The organism is Brevibacillus sp. HD3.3A (genome assembly GCF_013284375.2).
GTDB lineage: Bacteria > Bacillota > Bacilli > Brevibacillales > Brevibacillaceae > Brevibacillus > Brevibacillus parabrevis.
Genome location: NZ_CP085874.1, coordinates 5,892,591 through 5,912,750, shown reverse-complemented (window position 1 = coordinate 5,912,750; position 20,160 = coordinate 5,892,591). Strand labels below are relative to the sequence as shown.

At 50.3% G+C, this 20,160-nt stretch carries 15 protein-coding genes; 9 read left to right on the top strand and 6 right to left on the bottom strand.

From position 1 onward, the window contains the following. The first annotated feature begins 2 nt into the window (after positions 1-2). Positions 3-1,268, top strand: a complete 1,266-nt coding sequence (locus HP435_RS27590) for a TRAFAC clade GTPase domain-containing protein (RefSeq protein WP_173600085.1) — start codon at positions 3-5, stop codon at positions 1,266-1,268. Next, on the top strand, positions 1,268-3,775 hold the full coding sequence (locus HP435_RS27585; RefSeq protein ID WP_173600086.1) for a GAP1-N2 domain-containing protein: 2,508 nt from the start codon (positions 1,268-1,270) through the stop codon (positions 3,773-3,775). Before HP435_RS27590 ends, HP435_RS27585 begins: the two co-directional genes overlap by 1 nt. Positions 3,776-4,014: 239 nt before the next feature. On the opposite strand, the gene HP435_RS27580 is transcribed toward HP435_RS27585, so the two are convergent. Next, on the bottom strand, positions 4,015-4,683 hold the full coding sequence (locus HP435_RS27580) for a cupin domain-containing protein (protein WP_229049770.1): 669 nt from the start codon (positions 4,681-4,683) through the stop codon (positions 4,015-4,017). 67 nt (positions 4,684-4,750) lie between these two features. Here HP435_RS27580 and HP435_RS27575 point away from each other — a divergent pair, with 67 nt between their 5' ends. After that, positions 4,751-10,732: an AAA family ATPase gene (locus tag HP435_RS27575; RefSeq protein ID WP_173600087.1), complete on the top strand. Its 5,982-nt coding sequence runs from the start codon at positions 4,751-4,753 to the stop codon at positions 10,730-10,732. 63 nt (positions 10,733-10,795) lie between these two features. On the opposite strand, the gene HP435_RS27570 is transcribed toward HP435_RS27575, so the two are convergent. From HP435_RS27570 to HP435_RS27550, 5 genes are all read right to left on the bottom strand, one after another. After that, positions 10,796-11,152 carry a response regulator gene (locus tag HP435_RS27570; RefSeq protein WP_122962419.1) on the bottom strand — a complete coding sequence of 119 codons (357 nt, stop codon included), beginning with the start codon at positions 11,150-11,152 and terminating at the stop codon, positions 10,796-10,798. 211 nt (positions 11,153-11,363) lie between these two features. Next, positions 11,364-12,281: an IS3 family transposase gene (locus tag HP435_RS27565; RefSeq protein WP_173600267.1), complete on the bottom strand. Its 918-nt coding sequence runs from the start codon at positions 12,279-12,281 to the stop codon at positions 11,364-11,366. Beyond that, a complete protein-coding gene (locus tag HP435_RS27560; RefSeq protein WP_173600266.1) occupies positions 12,218-12,541 on the bottom strand; it encodes a helix-turn-helix domain-containing protein in 324 nt (107 codons plus the stop codon). The genes HP435_RS27565 and HP435_RS27560 overlap by 64 nt, the downstream gene beginning before the upstream one ends. Before the next feature lie 98 nt (positions 12,542-12,639). After that, positions 12,640-13,002, bottom strand: a complete 363-nt coding sequence (locus tag HP435_RS27555; RefSeq protein ID WP_122962420.1) for a carboxymuconolactone decarboxylase family protein — start codon at positions 13,000-13,002, stop codon at positions 12,640-12,642. A gap of 91 nt (positions 13,003-13,093) precedes the next feature. Next, positions 13,094-13,762: a Crp/Fnr family transcriptional regulator gene (locus tag HP435_RS27550; RefSeq protein WP_122962421.1), complete on the bottom strand. Its 669-nt coding sequence runs from the start codon at positions 13,760-13,762 to the stop codon at positions 13,094-13,096. A 120-nt stretch (positions 13,763-13,882) separates the two neighbouring features. Here HP435_RS27550 and HP435_RS27545 point away from each other — a divergent pair, with 120 nt between their 5' ends. From HP435_RS27545 to HP435_RS27520, 6 genes are all read left to right on the top strand, one after another. Then, positions 13,883-15,295, top strand: coding sequence for an MATE family efflux transporter (locus tag HP435_RS27545; RefSeq protein ID WP_173597290.1), 1,413 nt, complete (start codon positions 13,883-13,885; stop codon positions 15,293-15,295). Positions 15,296-15,397: 102 nt separating this feature from the next. Next, positions 15,398-16,147 carry a DUF4097 family beta strand repeat-containing protein gene (locus tag HP435_RS27540; protein WP_122962423.1) on the top strand — a complete coding sequence of 250 codons (750 nt, stop codon included), beginning with the start codon at positions 15,398-15,400 and terminating at the stop codon, positions 16,145-16,147. A 261-nt stretch (positions 16,148-16,408) separates the two neighbouring features. Next, complete coding sequence (locus HP435_RS27535) at positions 16,409-17,362, top strand: ABC transporter permease (protein ID WP_122962424.1); 954 nt, start codon at positions 16,409-16,411, stop codon at positions 17,360-17,362. Continuing rightward, a complete protein-coding gene (locus HP435_RS27530) occupies positions 17,359-18,300 on the top strand; it encodes an iron chelate uptake ABC transporter family permease subunit (protein WP_063228791.1) in 942 nt (313 codons plus the stop codon). Before HP435_RS27535 ends, HP435_RS27530 begins: the two co-directional genes overlap by 4 nt. Next, a complete protein-coding gene (locus HP435_RS27525; RefSeq protein WP_173599560.1) occupies positions 18,297-19,055 on the top strand; it encodes an iron ABC transporter ATP-binding protein in 759 nt (252 codons plus the stop codon). Before HP435_RS27530 ends, HP435_RS27525 begins: the two co-directional genes overlap by 4 nt. A gap of 114 nt (positions 19,056-19,169) precedes the next feature. Continuing rightward, positions 19,170-20,150 (top strand): siderophore ABC transporter substrate-binding protein, encoded by a 981-nt coding sequence (locus HP435_RS27520; protein WP_122962426.1) that lies wholly within the window; start codon positions 19,170-19,172, stop codon positions 20,148-20,150. Positions 20,151-20,160: the final 10 nt, after the last annotated feature.

Here is a 20,160-nt window from a genome sequence, read left to right as displayed (position 1 = left end):
CCATGCTGTCGTTTTTGAAAAACATGTTTGAGAAAAAGCCGCAAGTGAACGAGCGGTTGCCTTTTTACGATATCGTCTGCCCGTACTGCTTTGCCAAATACGGCCCTGAAGAGGTGGTGTTCCGGGCAACCCACTACCGTCAGGACGACGAGGACTACGCCCTGCAAGAGGACGAGATTCTCAATGCGTACCGGGACAAATTCGGGCTGGATGCCATCGACGAGCTGGAAGCGGTCATCGATCCGGAGTCGATTCCGCCGGAAAATCATCAGTATGTCGATCAGGTGCTTGTCGGTGTAACCGATCGGTACGGGATGGTTTCCAAGCGCAGACTGTGCCCCAAGTGCCACAATGAGCTGCCGATTACAGCGGGTAAAGCACCGAGCAACATCATCTCGATTGTCGGAGCTTCCCAGGTGGGCAAATCGGTTTATATGACGTCTCTGATCCATACGCTGCAAAACTCGACAGCGAACCGCTTCCAGGCTGCCTGCATGCCGCTCAATGCCCAAATCAGCCGGAAGTTCCGCGAAAACTACGAGGCACCGCTGTTCGAGCGCGGCCAGCTTCTCGATTCCACGCAAAAAGAGAAGCGGCAGGAGCCGTTCATTTTTCAGTTCATTTTCAAGGACAGCCAGAAGGCGCCGTTGATTCTCGTCTTTTTCGACGTTGCCGGTGAAGGAATGGTCGATCGCGAGTATTTGGAGCTGTATGCCGCCCACGTGAAAAATTCGTCCGGCATCCTGTTTCTCGTCGATCCGTTGCAAATCAGGACGATTCGTGACCGCGTCATGCTCAGAGCCGGGGATGAACCGGGCGAGTTCACCGCGCGATACGACGAGCCGCGCGAGGTTGTCATCACCTTGTTTGAGAACTTCATTGGCTACCAGGAGCAAAGCAAGACGGATATTCCGACAGCTGTGGTGCTGACGAAAAGCGATATGCTGCATCTGATCAAGGAAGAGGACGGCGAGTATATCAAGTCCAACAGCAACGTGTTCCGCAATTTCGTGCATGAGGAATATTTGAACACGGCTGAGTTTGAGAACATCAACGGGGAAATCAGCCGTTTTATCGAGAAAGTGGATCGGCCGTTCAAAGACGCGCTGGAGGTCTACTTTACCAATACGGCCTACTTCGCTGTATCAGCGCTGGGCAGCAATCCGGTCAATCAAAAGGTGAGCGGTGTCGTGACACCAATCCGTGTGGACGAGCCGTTTATCTGGTTGATGCATCAGCTTGATTACATCGAGGGGAGGGAGCGGTAGTGAACCGTCAGCCCATTTTGCAGCAATACTACACACGCGGGCGACAGGGTGTTTTCCGTTCAAACGAAGGCTACGATACCGTGGCCAGGACGCCGGGGCTGGACAACCAATTTATCAAGAAGACACTGCACCCTTTTTGCGTATACGATGCGCCCAGACAGCTTCAGGAGCGGGGGGAGGGCGAGCTGTCTTCCTACCCGGAAGCACTCGTTTGCTTTCACGCAGAGTCGGGAGAGATGGTTCTGGGCAGAAGCGTGTTTGTCGGAGCTGATTTTACCGGCCAGCGAAATACGTTTTTCAGCCACAACTACGTCATTCCTGCCGCGCGACGGGACGAGTTTATTGCGAAGCCGGAGAAAGTTTTCGGGGTGCGCTCGTTCGCGAGCAGCCACGATGACGCGCACGGCAAAGACTTGCCTGCTGTAGACGATCTTCCAGGGCAGCCAGACTTGACGGTTGACCGGAAGCGGCTGCTTGGGCAGCTCGGGATTGACGAGCGGCTTTTCAAACAGTTGCTCTATGCCGTCATGACCTCGCTCACAGCGAAGAAAAAGGTGTTCATCAGTCTCGATGTCGACATCAGCGAAGCCGCAACCAGGGCAAGCCAACTGCTGGAAGTATTGTACAACTGCTTGCCTTACGAGCTGCGCAGACATTTTGGCTTTCTCACATACAGCAGCGAGCCGCAAAGCAAGAAGCATATTCACGTCATGTTCGTGGAAAAAGGCAGCATTCGCCCGGGCGGCGGACATAGCGACAAGGACTTTTTGTTTGATTTGGCGCTTGGACGGGTGCAAAACGTCGACTTGCAGGATGGCGGACACGAATATCTCGATTTTGCCTGGGAAAATGTGAATGAGCCGCAGGCGCTTGCCCAATTCCATGCGTTTTGCGAGGAAGTGCTTGCGGGGGCTGATCAGTCGCTGGCTTTGCAGTTGCGCACGTATTACGAGCTGTGTGCGCTCTACTTGATCGAAAAAGGACGGACGGCTGTCTATGAAAAAAATCGGGCAGGGGTATGGCAGGCGCTGGTGAGTTATTTGCGCCACCCTGGTCTTATGAAAAACAAGCGGCTGCATGATTTGCAACTGTTGCTGTTTCGCATCGAGGTAGAAGCGCTTGCCGAGAAGAAGCTGCCCGACGGCGAGACGATCCGGCAGATGATCGAATCAAGTGATGCGAGCAAGCAGGATCGTCTGCGCGTGGACATGGTTCGCTACTTGCTGAATGTGCTGATGCGAGCGCAAGCAGCGGGACAGCGCGGGCTTTTGTCGGACGTGTTCAAGCATCTGGCTGCCAGCCCTGAGCTGTTTGGCATGACGATGAAGACGATTTTCCAATCCGAGCCATTGATCAAGTCGCTGTTCGAACGGTATTTCAGCGAGCGGCTTGCGGCTGTGACGACGATGGACAGCATGCTGGGAGAAATCCGCTTTTGGGCGCAGATGGCCCCGGAAGCGATGCGCCATGCCTTTTTCGCGGCAGAGACGACCGAGAAGTTGCTTCGCTTGTTCGCGCGTGAAAAAAACAAGCTGGATACCGCAATAGCCATTCACCAGTTTTTCGATAACCTGGACGGCGCGCGAAACCTTGCTGATTCGTTGCTGGACGAGCTGGACAAGTCGCTTTTGAAGCTGATTGACCTGGAGAAGCTGTCGAGAGACGACTTTCAGAAGATGATCGCGCTCCTGGAGGAAAAGCCGCAAAGCTTCTTCGGCACGCTGGACGTAGCGAGCAGGCAAAAGCAGGAGATGCTCATGAATGTAGCCCAACTGCGGGAAACGAAGGGGGTTCTGCACCCGACCGAGTTTTTCCGCAAGTGGGAGCGAGAAGAGGTGAGAATCCAGCAGCGAATCATTCAAAACATGCTGGCTTCGCCACTCGATACGGAAGACTTCGCGCACGTGCCGCTCGTCTTTTACCATGAAGACCGCTTTGGCCAGGACGGCTTTCAGTTCACCGAGATGCTCGACTTTGTCCAAAAACACGGCGGGGAAGAAACGCTGTTCTCGTTTGTGCAATGGACGTTGGCACAGCGCCTGTTTTTCGAAGGCAAGCAGCTGTTGCCAGCCTATCGTCTTGCTCTCAGGCAGCTTTTTCTGGAAAACAAGGCAGAAAGGCTGCGCAACAAAGAATGGCGCAAGCGCTGGTCCGCGTTACGTCATGCCGATTTTCGCAAACTGCTTGAAGAGGTGCGCAGCGAGACAGCCAATCCGTTAGCCAAGCTGTTTCGGCACAAAAAGCTGATGCTTTCCGCTGTCGTCGTCCTGATGGGGGCAGGCGCCGTGGCAGGGTACATGCTCTCGCAGCAGAAGCCGCTGACGGAGCCGGAGCTTCCGCAGGAAAAGCCGGTGACTGAGCAGCCCGTCCCGGATGTAGTCCAGGCCGAATACGTTCCCGCCTACCGACTCATGCTGGAGGAGCCGCATATTCAGCCCGTTCGACAAAAAACAGCAGAAAACGGAACGCAAGACCTAGAGAGTACGGATAAGCCGACGGCGCCATAGAGACATGCTGCCTGGCTGAACGTGCTTTCATTGGGAAACAGGACTGATTTCCCGGTTTGTTTAGCGAGAGCAAACTGGTAAATCAGTCCTAGAAAAAATTTGAAGCATTGGAAATAGGTACAGTGTTTTGCTATCATGGAGGTATCAAGGCAAATTCAATCACTGAACCGGTAGTGCTCGATGAGCTAGGAATGTGTGAAAAGAATCAACATTTGCAGACACCCTACTGGAATGAACAGTCAGGGTGTTTTTTGCAGCGGTTGCTCGGGCAGGGCGTCTTCGACAGTGCCAATGTAGTATTTTTCCAGCGACTTGTCGGCGCCTGTCCAATGCGCCAGCTTTGCCAGTAAACCGAACAGCGCTTTTTGCAGGAAAAGAGGCAGGTAGGGAACATAAAATTCCCCCATTTTGAACAGAGTGCCCAAGAGCAAAATGTTTTTAGGCAGGTACTGCTTCAAAAATGGCATGTAGAAGCTGCGACCGTCCGTATCCAGGCCGTATCCGCAACGGACAAACGACTCGAAAGTGCCGGCAGGACGGATTTCCGCGGTGAAGCTGATGAACTCTTTTGAAGGATTGTAAAAGCCGTGAATATGGTCGCGAGGGATGTCCAAAGTCTCTCCCGGCTTCAAAATGATTTTTTTTCCGTCAATTGTTACCTCTAAATTTCCGCTTATCCCTTCAAAGGTTTCCGTAAGTTCGGTATGATAATGTAGAAAAATTCCATTGTCAGGCGGCAGGTCTGTTCGGAAAAGCAAATATTCCCCCTTGGTTTCTTCTGTTGTTTTCAGAAAAGTGACTGTCTCATTGGTGTAAGGGTTACTTACGCTACGACTCAACTTTGCCATAGAGATACCTCCATAAGTATTAGTAGAAAAATAGCAGTTTATGACAGAATATATATTCAATATAGATTATTTGACCTGAAGCAACAACATAAATGATAGGATGTTCTACCTAGATGGAGTGGATAGTATGAGCGGCATGATCGTGATTCCAGGATACAGAGTGACAGAGTTTCTCTCGACGCATTCAAATATGGGATTTTATCGTGGGTTCAGAAACAGCGATAACCTGCCCGTCATCATTAAAAAGCCACGTGAGGGTCCCACGCACAAGGAGTCGCTTTGGAGACTGAAACACGAGTACCGCATCTTGCAATCTCTCGAATCATACGCGGTGGAGAATGCTGTCGAATTGATTGATCACAATCGGGAGACTGCGCTGATCACGGAAGACTTCGGGGGAGTGCCGCTCTCCTTGCTGAGCAAAATGAAAGAGCTGTCGCTAAAAGACATCCTGACCATTTCGATCCGCATCGCTACATGCATCGAGGAAATTCATCAGCAGCGAATTATCCACAAAGACATCAATCCCGCTCATATACTGATCCACCCGGATACGTACGAGGTCAAGCTGATCAACTTTGGCTTGGCGACGAGGCGATATCAGGAATATCAAGGCGTGATGAACCCGAAAGAATGGCGGGGAAATTTGCGCTACGTATCGCCTGAGCAAACCGGCAGGATGAATCGGACGGTGGACTACCGGACAGATATTTACTCGTTTGGCGTGACGATTTACGAGCTTTTGACCGGGAAGCCGCCTTTTCTTACGTCGGACATGCTTGAGCTGGTTCATGCCCACATGGCCCGAAAGCCGATGGCGCCTTCGCAAGTAAAGCCGTCCATTCCGCAAATTTTGTCGGATATCGTGATGAAGTGTTTGTCCAAAAATACGGAAGACCGTTATTTCAGTATGGCTGGACTGGTGGCTGACTTGCAGCAATGTCTCGACCAGCTTGCCAAAAACGAAACGATCGGTCACTTTCCACTGGCGCAGCATGACCGCGCTGACCGTTTGCACATACCGGAAAAGCTCTACGGCCGGGAACAGGAAATCCAGATGCTGATCGATACGTTTGAGGAAGTGTCGAACGGAGCATCGCGCATGGTCATGTTGAGCGGCAGCGCGGGCGTGGGGAAATCTGCTCTCGTGTTTGAGGCGCAAAAAGTTTTCCTCAAAGGCAGAGGACGGTTTATTTCCGGCAAGTTTGACCAGTATCGTCAAGGCGTGCCTTATTCCGCGATCATTCAAATCTTTCAGGACTTGATCAAGCAGCTTTTGGCAGGCAATGAGAGAGAGCTTGCGACGTGGCGGGCGACGATTCTCGAAGCGATGCAAGGGCTTGGTCAGGTCATCGTGGATGTCATTCCTCAACTGGTGGCTGTGATCGGCAAGCAGCCGCCTGTGCCGGAGCTGCCTGCGGCGGAGGCCAAAAACCGTTTTCAACTGGTCATGCAAAGATTTATTCGCATCTGGGCCAGACCGGAGCACCCGTTAGTGTTGTTTCTCGACGACCTGCAATGGGCCGATTCTTCTTCGCTGTTTTTGATCCGCGAGCTTGTCGCCGACTTGCCGCTCAGCTATTTTCTGCTCGTTTGCTCCTATCGCGAGCAGGATGGGGGAGCGATCAATCCTCTGGTCGCGATTTTGACAGAAGCTGGGGTCAAGAGCAGGATGTTGCGGCAAATTACACTGTTGCCGCTGCGGCTCACGCAAATTAATGCCATGCTGGCCGATGCACTGCATACAGAACTTGAAGTTACGAAGCCGCTTGCGATGATTTTGATGCGAAAAACGGCAGGCAACCCGTTTTACTCCAGACAATTTATCAAGTCTTTGTACGATCAAAAGCTGTTGCAGTATTCCCCGGAGGAGCGGAGCTGGAAGTGGGAGCTGGCGGAGATCGAGAAGCTCAACACAACGGAGAACGTAGCAGATTTTCTCGTGGAAAAAGTACGGCGTTTGCCTGCGGTGACACAGAAGCTGTTGGCTTATGCGGCGTGCCTGGGCAACTCTTTTTACTTGAGCATGCTGGCAAAAGCACAGGGCTTGAACGAGCCAGAAGCGATTCGGGACATTTTGCCCGCCATGGAAGAAGGGTTGATCTATCCGCTGGAAGGCGCGGAGTATTTGAGCTATGCGGCGATAGAGGAAGAGGAGAACCTGTCGCAAGTGACGATCCAGTTCAACTTTGTGCACGACCGCATCCAGCAGGCTGCCTACTCCTCGCTTTCGGAAGAGGAGCAGAAACAGGCACACGTCAAGCTCGGGAGAATGATATGGGACATGTCCGGTTCCTACGAGGCGGTGCTGCTGTTTGAAATATGCGAGCACATGTACCGGGGCGCGGACATGATCGAGGATGCGGCGGAAAGGATACAGGTCGCTCATTGCCACCTGCTTGCCGGTCAAAAAGCGATGGCTTCTACTGCCTTTGACGCCGCCCTCCAGTATTTTCAGCGCGGGACGATGTTCCTCGGGGAGTCTGCCTGGGACCAGCATCACAACCTGTCGATGGAGCTGTACACGCTCTACGCCGAGACAGCGTACTTGTGCAACCATATGGAAGATGCGAATCGGCTGTTTTCCCTTGCGCTATCGCACGCCAAGACCAACCGCGAGCGAGTGCGCGTCCTGGAGCTGCAAATTAACATGTACACCCGTCTGGCCGACTTTTCGCGTGTGGTGGATATCGCCAGTGAAGCGCTCGGACTGCTCAAGGTTCCCATTCCTTTCAAGCCCGGGAAGTTAGATATTATCAAGGAAATGTGGCAGATCAAGCGCAAGCTCAAAGGCCACAAAATCGATGAGCTGCTGTACTTGCCAGATGTGCCGGAAGAGAATTACCAGATGGCGATGAGCATCATCAGCAATGCAGGACCATCCTCGTATTTCGTCAATCCGAACTGGTTTGCCCTGACGATTTTACGGGTGCTCCATTTGTCGCTCGTGCACGGGAACGCGGTTGCATCTGCCAACGGATACACGGGCTACGGGATTGTGCTCGGTACGCAATTTGGCAATTACCGTGAGGCGTATGAGTTCGGACAACTGGCTTGCCGGGTAGCCGATGGCTTTGCCGACCCGATTGCCATGACCAAGGCGTACGGCGCGTTTGCCCTGTTGATCAACCATTGGTGCGATCACGCCCGAACGAACATCCCGCTGCTGAAAAAAGCCATTCAGCTCGGAATGGACGGCGGAGGAAACATCTATGCGGCGTATAACGCGCACGGTTTGCTGGAAGCCATGCTCTATTGCGGGCTGCCTTTGGAGGAATTGGAGCAGCAGATTGAAGAGTATGCCAATCTGATTTGTCAGATGAAAGTAGTCGATCATGACGATCGTCTTCTGTTGTTGCGCCAGGCGTTGAATACGTTTACGCACTGGACGGGAGCAGAGCAGACGGTATTTTGCCGGGACAGCTTCGATGAGACTCAATACGTAGACAGCTTGCAGGCGGAAGGCACCAGCTACAAGCGGTACATGTACCACTTTTACAAATCAATGGTCCACCTCATGTACGGCAACTACGAGGAGGCATCGAAGCTGCTGAGCGAAGCGGAGCAATGGATGGAGTCCGTCAGCGGCCAGGTGCTGGTCAGCCAGCATGTATTCATGCATGCCCTGGCATTGACGAAGCTGTACAAGCGCGTCAACCGCCGGGAGCAAATCCGCTATGCGAAAAAGATCAAGACTCATTTGAAAAAAATGAAGAGCTGGGCTGCCCATTGTCCGGAAAACTTCCAGCACAAATACTTGCTGATGAGCGCCGAATGGAAGCGAGTGAACGGCGAGCGCCAGGTGGCGGGCGAGCTTTACGACGAAGCGCTGCAACTCGCGAAAAAGGACGGCTTTTTGCAAAATGAGGCACTTGCCGGAGAGCTTGCCGCCCATCATTATTTGGATCTGGGGATGGAAACGATCGCCAGGGTGTACATGACCGAAGCTTACGAGGCGTACATGCAGTGGGGCGCTCTGGCGAAGTCGAGGGAGATTGAGGAGCGCTACCCGCACCTGTTGCAGCGCGGCAGAGGGCTGGAAGCATCGGCAGAGCTTGCTGCGACAGAGCAGTCGGCCGATCTCGTCGACCTGATGAGCGTAATCAAGGCATCGCAGACGATGGCGAGCGAGATCAGGTTGGAACTGCTTTTGGCTACGATGCTGCGGACGGTTATGAGCAACGCCGGAGCGGAGAAAGGGATTCTCATCCTGAAAAACGAGAGCGAATGGGTGATCGAAGCGGCGGGGTCAGTCGATCTCGATGTGGAAATCATGCAATCGGTGCCGTATGAACATAGCGGGATGTTGTCTGTCGCCGTAGTGAACTACACGATCCGCACCGAAGAAATGCTCGTTTTGCACAATGCTTCCGTAGAGGGCGTCTTTTTCCGGGACACGTACATCACGAAAAACAAGCCCAAGTCGATCTTGTGTTCGCCGCTGTGGCAGCAGGGCAAGATGATCGGCGTCATCTATCTGGAAAACAACGAGACGACGCACGTTTTCAACGAAAAGCGCTCAGAACCGCTGCGGCTGATCTTCTCGCAAATGGCGATCTTTATTGAAAATGCCCGCCTGTATCACCAGCTGGAACAATGGAACCAGTCGTTGGAGATGATCGTCGCTGAACGGACGACCGAGATTCAATCGCTGTTGCAGGCGAACAAAAACTTGCTGAACAATGCAGGCCAGGGCTTCCTGTCGTTTTCCAAAAACATGCTTGTCCATTCCGAGTACAGCCGGGAATGTTTGCGGATGTTCGGGAGAGAGCTGGCAGGGGAATCGGTAGCCAGTCTGCTGTATCCGAATCGACCGGAGGAGCAGGCGTTTGTCGAATCTCTTTTGGAAAAGTATTTCGATACAAAAGATCAGGGGCAAAAAGAGCTTTATTTAAGCCTCTTCCCTACGGAAATTTGCATCAACCAACTGCCGCTCAAGCTGGAGTGCAAACCGATTCACGAAGATCGGCGTGACTCGCCAGAAGGTTTGATGCTGATTTTGACTGACTTGAGCGAGCAAAGAGCGCTGGAAAGCAAGATGGAGCAGGAATGGCAAAAGCTGAACATGATTTTGACTGTGGCGACAAGCTTGCCGCTTTTCCAAAAAGCGTATCGCGCCTTCACGACTTTTTTTGCGGAAGGGTGGAAAATGCACTTCGCAGAAGGAATGGAGGAGTCGGAAAGCCTGATCAAGCTTGTGGAACAAATTCATCAGTTCAAAGGCGATTTCAGCCAGTTCCATCTGATTGAGACTCCGCAAAAGCTGCATGATTTGGAGACGTGGCTGTTAGAGCAAGGAAAGCATCAAGGGCTGCGAATGGACGACGCTTTCCACAATCAGTTGCCTGTTGAGCAAGTCAAGGCAGCCATGCAGCAAGACGTGGAAATCATTCGCAACAAGCTGGGCGATCACTTTTTGGATAGTGTCGAGGAAGGCATGACGATCGAAAGAGACAGATGGGAGCAGTTCATCAGCAAAGTCACAGACTTGTTGCCGGATGACTTGTCTGCCCGGGTGGATCAGCTTGTTCGTGAGCTGCGTCAGCAACCAGTCAAAGACATGTTCGAGCGCTATCACGATTATGTCGTCGAACTGGGCCAGCGTCTGAACAAAGCAGTTGCTCCGCTTCGACTGGAGGCGGAGGAGATCATGGTGGATCACGATCGCTTCGAGGCGTTTGCGAGCAGCCTGGTTCATGTTTTTACAAACGCGATCGATCACGGTTTGGAAACAGAAAGTGAGCGGCTTGCGGTCGGCAAGGCGAGTAAAGGCACGATCAGCTGCCGGATTTGGCAGGAGGATGCTTCGCTGTTGATCACCATAGCTGATGACGGCAAAGGCGTAGACCTTGAAAAGCTCAAACAGCATGGGCTGGAACAAGGCTTTGGAGCAGGATGGACAGAGGAAGAATGGCTACGCTCCTTGTTTGAAGAACAGATCAGTGTAAAAGAAGAAGCAGACATCTATTCGGGCAGAGGCTTGGGATTGCCGATTGTCAAACGAGAGGTAGAGCGATTGGGCGGAGAAGTGCAGGTCATTTCCGAACGGGGAAAAGGAACGTGCTTTTGCTTCCGGATTCCGCTCGACGCCGAGACTTTGCGAGGATAGAAAACATAAAAAAACTGAGGCGCCCGAGCAGCCCCTCAGTTTTTTTGTGTATCGGCCGCATGTTTAGAGGGTGTTCTGGATAGAATCCAAAAGGCGCTCTTCATCAATCGGCTTCGTAATATAGTGACGTGCTCCTGCGTTGATGGCTTCAAAAACCAAATGCTTTAAACCGTAGGTGCTGATCATGATGATGTTGGCATCGGGAAATGTGCTGATAATTTTTTTGACAGTCTCGATACCATTCATGCCTGGCATGTTGATATCCATCATGACTACGTCAGGTTGATGCGTTTTGTACTGCTGATAGGCGTCTAGTCCATTCGCCGCTTCTGCGATAACTTGATGTCCAGCCCGTTGTAGGATGAGTCTGATGTATTCCCGGACAACTATCGAGTCATCGGCAATTAGTATACGAGCCATAAAACCTCCTGTGTCGAAGCGGTATGATGTGTGTTTTCCTGTTTTACTTTGCCCCTACCTTTAACCATAACATTGGTAGGAAAATAGTCGCAATCCTATTATTAGAAAATTTCAGCGATCTTTGTGCAAAATTGTACAATTCACGAAAAAAAGCCCCCCTTTGTTATGGTCTTATCCCCGTCAAGTGGACAGTTCAAAACAAGCCCTTGCTTTACGCAGCCTCAGCTCGGTATTGAACTGGGCTGAGACTGCGTAAACGAGCTTGAATCCGTTCGTGATTGTAAAAATGAATGTAACGTTCGATTGCTTTATTCACCTCTTCTTCGGTTCCGAAGGAATCCAAATATATACATTCTGTTTTGAGGTGGCTGAAAAAGCTTTCGATACAAGCGTTGTCCAGGCAGTTTCCTTTTCTCGACATACTTGGAGTTATGTTATACGCTTGTAATAGATTCTGATATGCTCTGGACGTGTACTGGCTTCCCTGATCGCTATGTAGCAGGACGCCATTCACGTCTCTTTTTTGTGTCGCTGCCTTCACAGTATCTAAGACGAGGGATAAATCATTCTGTTTGCTGACTTTATAGGCAATTACCTCATTATTGAAAAGGTCGTAAATGACAGACAGATACAGCCGTCTCCCGTTAAAAATGATATAGGTAATATCTGTAGCCCATTTTTCAGTAGGTCGTGACGCAGCAAACTCACGGTTCAACTTGTTTTCTGTTATCACGATTGGCTCTTTGCGTCCATAATACTTTCGTTTCCTGCGAATACGTGATTGGATCCCCAACTCTTTCATCAGTCGGTACACACGCTTATGATTAATTCGAATGCCATGGACCCGGTATAGCCACATCTTAATTCGAGGATATCCGTATATTCCATTGACCCCTTGATGACAATGCAAAATCAGCTTTTTTAACTCTTGGTCTTCCGCGTATTTTCTCGTCGGGTTCTTCTGTAAGTGCAGCCACTTATAATAACCACTTTTTGATACTTGAGCAATTTTGCATAGTAACAGAACTGGATAACGATCCGCCATCTCAGCAATAATCCGAAAAATTACTGTTTTTCCCTGATCCTTCTTCTTTCCCCCTTTCTGGCTTCTAAGAGCTTTTTTAAGAATTCTACCTCCGCTTCAAGACGCCTAATTCTTTCATCTGAAGCCATGGGGTTTTTACGAGGCCTTCCCATGCTCATCCCTCCGGCTTTGCCTCTTTGGTCTACCAATCCTTGTACACCGTGATCTCTGTATTTTCTAACCCATCTACGGAACATCCGTAAATCCAAACCGTAGGTTTCTTGAATTTGTTTATACGTAGCTCCTTGTTCAAACCATTCCACTACTTGTGTCTTAAATTCAAGCGAGTATGTCATTTTCCCCATAAAGAATATCCCCTCCAAATAAACAGTAATGGTCTTTCTTTTTACTGTCTACTTAAAGGGGATAATATCATTAAAAGGGAGGTCAGTTGCCTTTTCATTCAGCAAAAGCATTGGGGAGAAGCAGGATCATCACGATAGGCGGCAAGCGCATTGACACCGTGGCTGAGAATGGCGCCGGCACGGGTTGTGGCGGCTACGAGCAACGCCTCCATGATTTCTTCCATGGTTCCGCCCAGTGCTTTGTACTTTGTTACGTGGACGTCGATGCAATACGGGCAGCCCGTAACATGAGCGACCGCAATCGCGATCAGCTCCTTTGTTTTCCGCTCGAGATGCTGAGAGTCCTGATAAACCAGCTTCTCGAACGCCAGATAGGAGGCGGCTGCTTCCGGGGCAAGCTTCATCAAGTCGGGAATGCGGGACAAGTTTGCTTTTTCGTAATACGACGGCGTGTTGGACACCTTCATCATCCTCTCGTAACGGGTAACTTCACGTTCATGTCCATTGTAGAGGAGAGAGGGCGTTGGCTTCTGTGACTTGCGCACATAACGGCTACAAATGTTTCAGGTGGTTTGCCAGGCTGGTCCGATCGATGTTGGTGATTCGCCCGCGGCCCAACTTGATCCAGCCTGCCGATTCGAACTCTTTGAGGGAACGGCTGACTACTTCTCTGGCTGTTCCCAGCTCAATCGCGATCGCCTCATGGGTAATGAGCAACTGATTGTCAGACTCAGTAGTGCAGCTGAGCAAAAATTCGGCCAGACGGTAATCAATCGGTTTGAAAGCGATATTTTCCATCAAAGTTGTCACGGAAGCCATTCGCTTGATCATCGTGCTGTAAATAAACTGGCGCACGTCCTTGTACTCGTCCAGCCACTGCTTGAACACTTTGACGGGCAGCAGCAACAGCTCGGTTTCTTCCTCCAGCTCGGCAGATGCCGCATATTCAAGCTCTCCGAGAATGCTTGCCATCATCAGGACGCATACGCCGCCACGGGTGACGCGATACAGCGTAATTTCACGCCCGGATTCACTGATCTTGTGGATGCGCACTTTGCCTTCCAGGACGAAGGCAGCATGGGCAAACAGATGGCCCTCGCCCATCACGAGCCGGGGAGAAAAGCGCTCCACGTAGATCTCGTTGTTCGACCAGGCGGGCAAAGGCACATGAGCGAAGCAAGGAAATGCCTGTATCACTTGTGGCAGGCGGGCTTTTTCCATCGTATGACCCCCTTTTCATAAAGATCTTGTAAAAAGTGTCGAGTTTTCTCCGCGCATTGCGGGTTACGGTGTAAAATGTCGCTATGCATAGAGAGAGGACCAGATGGGATAGGTGAAAGTATGGATATGACAGTAGCCGAGCGGCAAACAGGTCAACAAGATGGCAATGCGTACAATCTGTTCAAGCTGACTTGGCCGATCTTCTTAGAGCTGTTTCTGTTCATGCTGATCGGCATCACGGATACGTTCATGCTGAGCGGCGTTTCTGACGCGGCTGTATCGGCGGTTGGGGCAGCCAACCAATTTATTTTTATCGCCATTTTGATTTTGGAAGTAGCAGGACATGGCGCCTCGATTGTGGTCGCACAGTATATCGGCTCCAAAAAAATGGTCGATGCAGCGAGAGTCGGAGCGGTTGCGGTCACGTTGAATCTGCTGATCGGCATCGCAATCAGCGTAAGCTTCGTTTTGTTTGGGAATGCACTGCTCGAACGCATCAATCTGCAAGGGCAGATTTTGCAGATGGCCCAGTCGTATATGATCATCGTCGGGGGAAGCTTGTTTATTCAGGCGATTATCAATACATTGGCAAGTGTCATTCGTACGTATAGCTTTACAAAAGAGAGCATGTATATCTCGCTCGGCATCAATGTGCTGCACGTCATCGGGAACTACTTGCTGATCTTCGGGCACTTTGGTTTTCCGGCATTGGGGGTAGAGGGTGCTGCCATCTCTACGGTATTGAGCAGGGCGCTTGGGCTGCTCGTCTATTTTTGGGCGTTTTACCGTCTGATTGAAGTCAAAGTAGCATTCAAAGACTATGTTACCATCAAATGGACGTACGTCAGCAAAATTTGCAAGGTAGGCATTCCTTCCGCGGTTGAGCAAATCATGTATCATGGCTGTCAGGCCGTCTTTTTATACTATGTGACGTATTTGGGCGCGTCGTCGCTCGCTTCCCGGCAATACGTGCTCAATCTTTCCATGTTTATTTATTTGTTCAGCTTGGCAATCGGCATGGGCACGGCGATTATAACAGGCAGGCTTGTAGGTGCGGGCAGACGCGAAGAAGCGTATAGCCGCGTGTGGAAAAGCTTGCGCTGGGGCTTGCTTTACACCGTTGTAGTCAACACGGTTATCATCATTTTCCGCGAGCCGATCATGGGCTTGTTCACGACTGATCCGGAAATTTTGCGGATCAGCTCGCAAATTATTTTGCTCAGTATTTTGCTGGAAACCGGGCGGGTCTTCAACATTGTGTTGATCAACTCTTTGCGTGCGGCAGGAGACACGCAGTTTCCGGTGTATATGGGCCTGATTTCGATGGTCGGAATCAGTCTGCCGCTAGGTTATGTGCTAGTGTTTCACACCGAATTGGGCTTGGCGGGGGTATGGCTGGCCGTTGCGATCGATGAATGGATACGCGGAGTCATGATGTTTTTCCGCTGGAGGAGCAGGGTATGGGAGCAAAAAGCTCTAGTCGAACCGCTGGAAGGCAACGGCAGCAGGGTAAACGACAGCGCATCCGTCTAGGGACCGATGGAAAACAACTCCAGCGACTGATGCTATCTTGAGGCCGCTCTAGTACAATGATTTCAAGAACAAGCAAGCTTGGATGCATAGAGGGAGATAGAGATGAAACGTTGGATAGGAGTTGGATTTTTGGTTTTGGCTCTCGGGCTTGCGGGATGCAGCAGCAGTCTGGAGACGGTGGAGGAAAAGCGTCATCTGGATCTGCCAATCGAGTCGATAGAGGCGTTGGAGATCGTCAATCAATCCGGTAATTTGGTTGTAAAAGGAGACGACAAGGCAACTTCGATCCAGGTAGATGCCATCATCGCCAGGTCAGCCAATATCAAGCCGGAAGACATCATCGTGACGCTGACCAAAGACGGGAATGTCGCTCATTTGTCCTCCGATGTAGTTGGTCATTTCGGCGTAATGCGTCTGGAGCTGAACGTCGAGGTGACGGTTCCTTCCGCATTGAAGGTAGCGATCACGGACGACTCAGGGGATATTGATGTCTCCAAACTGGCGGGAGCGCTCACGATCAAGGATGATTCGGGTGATATCATCTTGAAAGATGTCACGGGCGAAGTGCAGATCAATGACCAGTCCGGCGATATCAAAATCAACAACGCGACTGCCCTCAAGCTGATCGAGGATGACTCCGGCGATATTTTGCTGGAAGATACCGGGGGCGACGTGGAGATCAAAGATCAGTCGGGTGACATGAAAATTGTGCGTCACAAAGGAAACGTGACGATATCCGATGACAGCGGCGACATCGACATTTACACAGTCAACGGAGACGTGAACATTGTCGAAGACGGCTCTGGCAAGCGCTCGGTGAAAAACGTAAGCGGATCGTATACGTCCAATTAAAAAAAGTGCTGTTGCTACCAGTGGCAACGGCGCTTTTTTGCGTTAGTGATGGACGGCGGAATATTCTCACTTTTTTCAATCCAGAGAAATTTAGTCGACTAATGAAAAAATGCTTTAAACCCGGATAAAGAAGTGCTAATATAACAAAGGAGATGCCAAGTGAGAATGAATCTCTTTATTATTGAGAATGAATCTCCTTCTTACTAAGCATGCTAAAAGCAACGCAGCACTCACGTGAACAAAGAGAAGAGTAGGGAAGCGATGAAAAAAAGATATTTGGTTGTAGCCCTGATTCTGCTTTCGATAGTATCCCTGTTTATTGGCGTAAAGGACATTTCGCCCCTGGAGTTGTTCAATCTCAGCGATGACAAAGTGCAAGTGATGTGGATTAGCCGGATTCCCCGATTGATCAGTATCATTATCGCGGGTATCAGCATGAGCGTGGTTGGTCTGATCATGCAGCAACTGACCCGGAACAAATTCGTGTCGCCGACAACGGCGGGCACCGAAGACTCTGTCCGGTTCGGGATTCTCGTTTCCTTGCTGGTGTTCGTAGATGCTTCGATTTGGGTGAAGCTGCTCGTCGCGTTTGTTTTTGCCTTGCTGGGGACGTTTATCTTCATGAAGATTCTCGACAGGGTGAAATACAAGGATTCGATTTTCATTCCACTGGTCGGATTGATGTTCGGGAATATCGTCGGTTCGATTACGATGTTTTTCGCTTACAAGCACGATCTCATCCAGAACATGTCGTCCTGGCTGCACGGCGACTTTTCCTCGATCATGAAGGGAAACTACGAATTGCTATACATAAGCATTCCGCTGGTCATTATCGCGTACTTGTTTGCCAACAAGTTTACGATTGCAGGAATGGGCGAAGAGTTCGCGATCAATCTCGGACTGAATTACAAGCAAGTGGTCAATATCGGTTTGGCGATTGTCGCCATGGTTTCATCTGTCGTCATCCTCACGGTAGGGACCATCCCGTTTTTGGGGCTTATTATTCCTAATATTGTGACGCTTTACCTCGGCGACAATCTGAAGAAAAGCCTGTCTCATACCGCTTTGCTGGGAGCAGTGTTTGTCTTGTGCTGTGACATTCTTGGACGCCTGATCATCTTCCCGTATGAAATCTCAATCGGCTTGATGGTCGGAGTAGTGGGCAGCGGTATATTCGTATACTTACTCATGAGAAGAAAGGCATATGAACGATGAAAGCTAAGATTGGTGTCATGGCGATAGTCGCCGTTGCTCTGATAGCCGTATTCATGCTGATTGATGCGGGCGGCAACTGGGATTACGTGCTTCCCCGAAGGGCCAAGAAAATTATTGCGATCCTGCTAACCGGGTGCATCATTGCGTTCTCGACGATGGTCTTCCAGACGATTACCAACAACCGCATTTTGACGCCCAGCATCATCGGTCTTGATTCCTTGTACATGTTCATTCAGACTCTCGTCATTTTCGTGTTTGGTTCCACGCACATGACGATCATGAATAAAAACGTGAACTTCCTGATCTCGACTGGCTTGATGGTTCTGTTCGCAGGCGTGCTGTACAAATTCCTGTTCAGGCGGGAAGGACAAAACATCTACTTCCTGCTGTTGATTGGCTTGATTTTCGGCACTTTGTTCGGCAGTTTGTCGACGTTCATGCAGGTGCTGATCGATCCGAACGAGTTTCAGGTGGTACAAGACAAAATGTTCGCGAGCTTCAACAACGTGAACACAGACCTGTTGATTCTCAGCTTTGTTCTGGTAATCGCAGTCGGCCTTTACTTTTGGCGCTACGTCAAGTATTTGGATGTGCTGGCACTGGGCCGGGATCAGGCAATCAATCTGGGGATTCCTTACGATTTTGTCGTCAAACGGTTTTTGGTCGTCATCGCGATTCTCGTGTCGATTGCGACAGCGTTGGTTGGGCCTATCACCTTCCTGGGGCTGTTGGTAGCGAATTTGGCTCATCAATATATGAAAACGTACCAGCACAAGTTTTTGCTGGCTGGCTCAGCATTGATCAGCGTAGTGGCTCTGGTAGGCGGTTTGTTGATTGTCGAACGCGTCTTTACGTTCTCGACAACGCTCAGTGTCATCGTCAACTTTATCGGCGGGGTTTACTTCATCTATCTTCTGCTAAAGGAGAATAAAGCGTGATAGAAGTCCGTAACGTCTCAAAACAGTATGGGAACAAAAATGTCGTGGAAAACGTCTCGGTGAAAATTGCCAAAGGGAAAATTACGTCCTTTATCGGTCCGAACGGGGCTGGCAAAAGCACATTGCTGTCCATGATCAGCCGTCTGCTGACGAAGGATCAAGGCGAGGTGCTGATTGAGGGGCAGGAGATTGGACAGTACAAAAGCAACGAGCTGGCCAAAAAAATCTCGATTCTCAAGCAGTCCAACCACATTACGGTGCGCCTGACGATTCGCGAGCTGGTCAGCTTCGGACGCTTTCCGTATTCACAAGGCAATTTGACAAAAGAAGACTGGAAGTACGTAGACGAAGCGATCCGTTATCTGGAGCTTGCGGACATACAGCACAAGTATCTCGACCAGCTGAGTGGCGGGCAGCGCCAGCGGGCGTACATCGCCATGGTTGTCGCGCAGAACACGGAGTATGTTCTCCTCGATGAGCCGTTGAACAACCTGGATATGAAGCATTCTGTCCAGATCATGAAGGTGCTGCGGCGTCTGGTCGATGAGATGGGCAAAACCGTCGTCATCGTCATTCACGATATCAATTTTGCGTCTGTTTACTCCGATTACATCGTCGCGCTCAAGGACGGAACAGTCGTGAAGGAAGGCAGCACAGACGAGATCATCCAGCCGCAAACCTTGAAAGATGTTTACGATATGGACATCCACATTGAAGACATCGACGAAAACAAAATCTGCGTGTACTACGCATAGCGCCGCTTTACTTCCTTTCGATAAAATTATTTTGATGGCATGCAGGGGGTCTTCAAAAACAAGCAAGCTATCAATAATTTTATATATATTAAAATACTTATAGAGGTGAGAAAAATGAACAAAAAAATCCTGATGCTGTTCATGGCCGTACTGTTGGCAGTATTTACAGCGGCATGCGGTTCCGGCTCCAATAGTGCAGCTCCTTCCCAAACGCCAGAGGCTTCTAACGGCGCTGCGAAGGAATCCGAAGAAATCACAATCAAACATAAATTGGGCGAGGCCAAACTGAAGAAAAACCCGCAAAACGTTGTCGTCTTTGACTATGGCGTGCTCGATTCCTTGGACAAACTGGGCATCGAAGTAAAAGGTGTGGCACAATCCAGCATTCCGCCTTATCTGGAGAAATTCAAAGACGCGAAATACACAAACATCGGCAGCCTGAAAGAGCCGGACTTTGAAAAGATCAACGCAATGAAGCCGGATGTCATCTTCATCTCCGGTCGTCAGCAAGACGCTTATGAAGAACTGAACAAAATTGCTCCAACGATCTTCCTCGGTGTAGACACTTCCAAGTACATGGACTCTTTCACAGAGAACATGAAAACGCTCGGAACCATTTTTGGCAAAGAAGCACAAGTAGATGAAGAACTGGCGAAAATCAACGAATCGATCAAGCAACTGAACGAAAAAGCAACAGCAAGCGGCAAAAACGCGCTGATCGTTCTCGTGAACGAAGGCAAGCTGAGCGCTTACGGTCCTGGCTCCCGCTTCGGTATTTTGCATGACGTGTTCGGGTTCGCTGCGGTAGACAAAAACATCGAAGTATCCACCCACGGACAAAGCGTATCCGCTGAGTACGTAGCAGAGAAAAACCCTGACTACCTGTTTGTTGTAGACCGCGGTGTGATTTCTGCGAATGAAGGTGTTTCCGCAGCTGCGAAAGAAGCGGTTGAAAACGACCTCACGAAAAACACCAAAGCATTCAAAAACGGCAACATCATTTACCTCGATGCGAACTACTGGTACTTGTCCGGTGGCGGATTGGTTTCGACTGCAAACATGGCAGACGAAATCTTGAAAGACATCAAGTGGTAACGAAAACAAG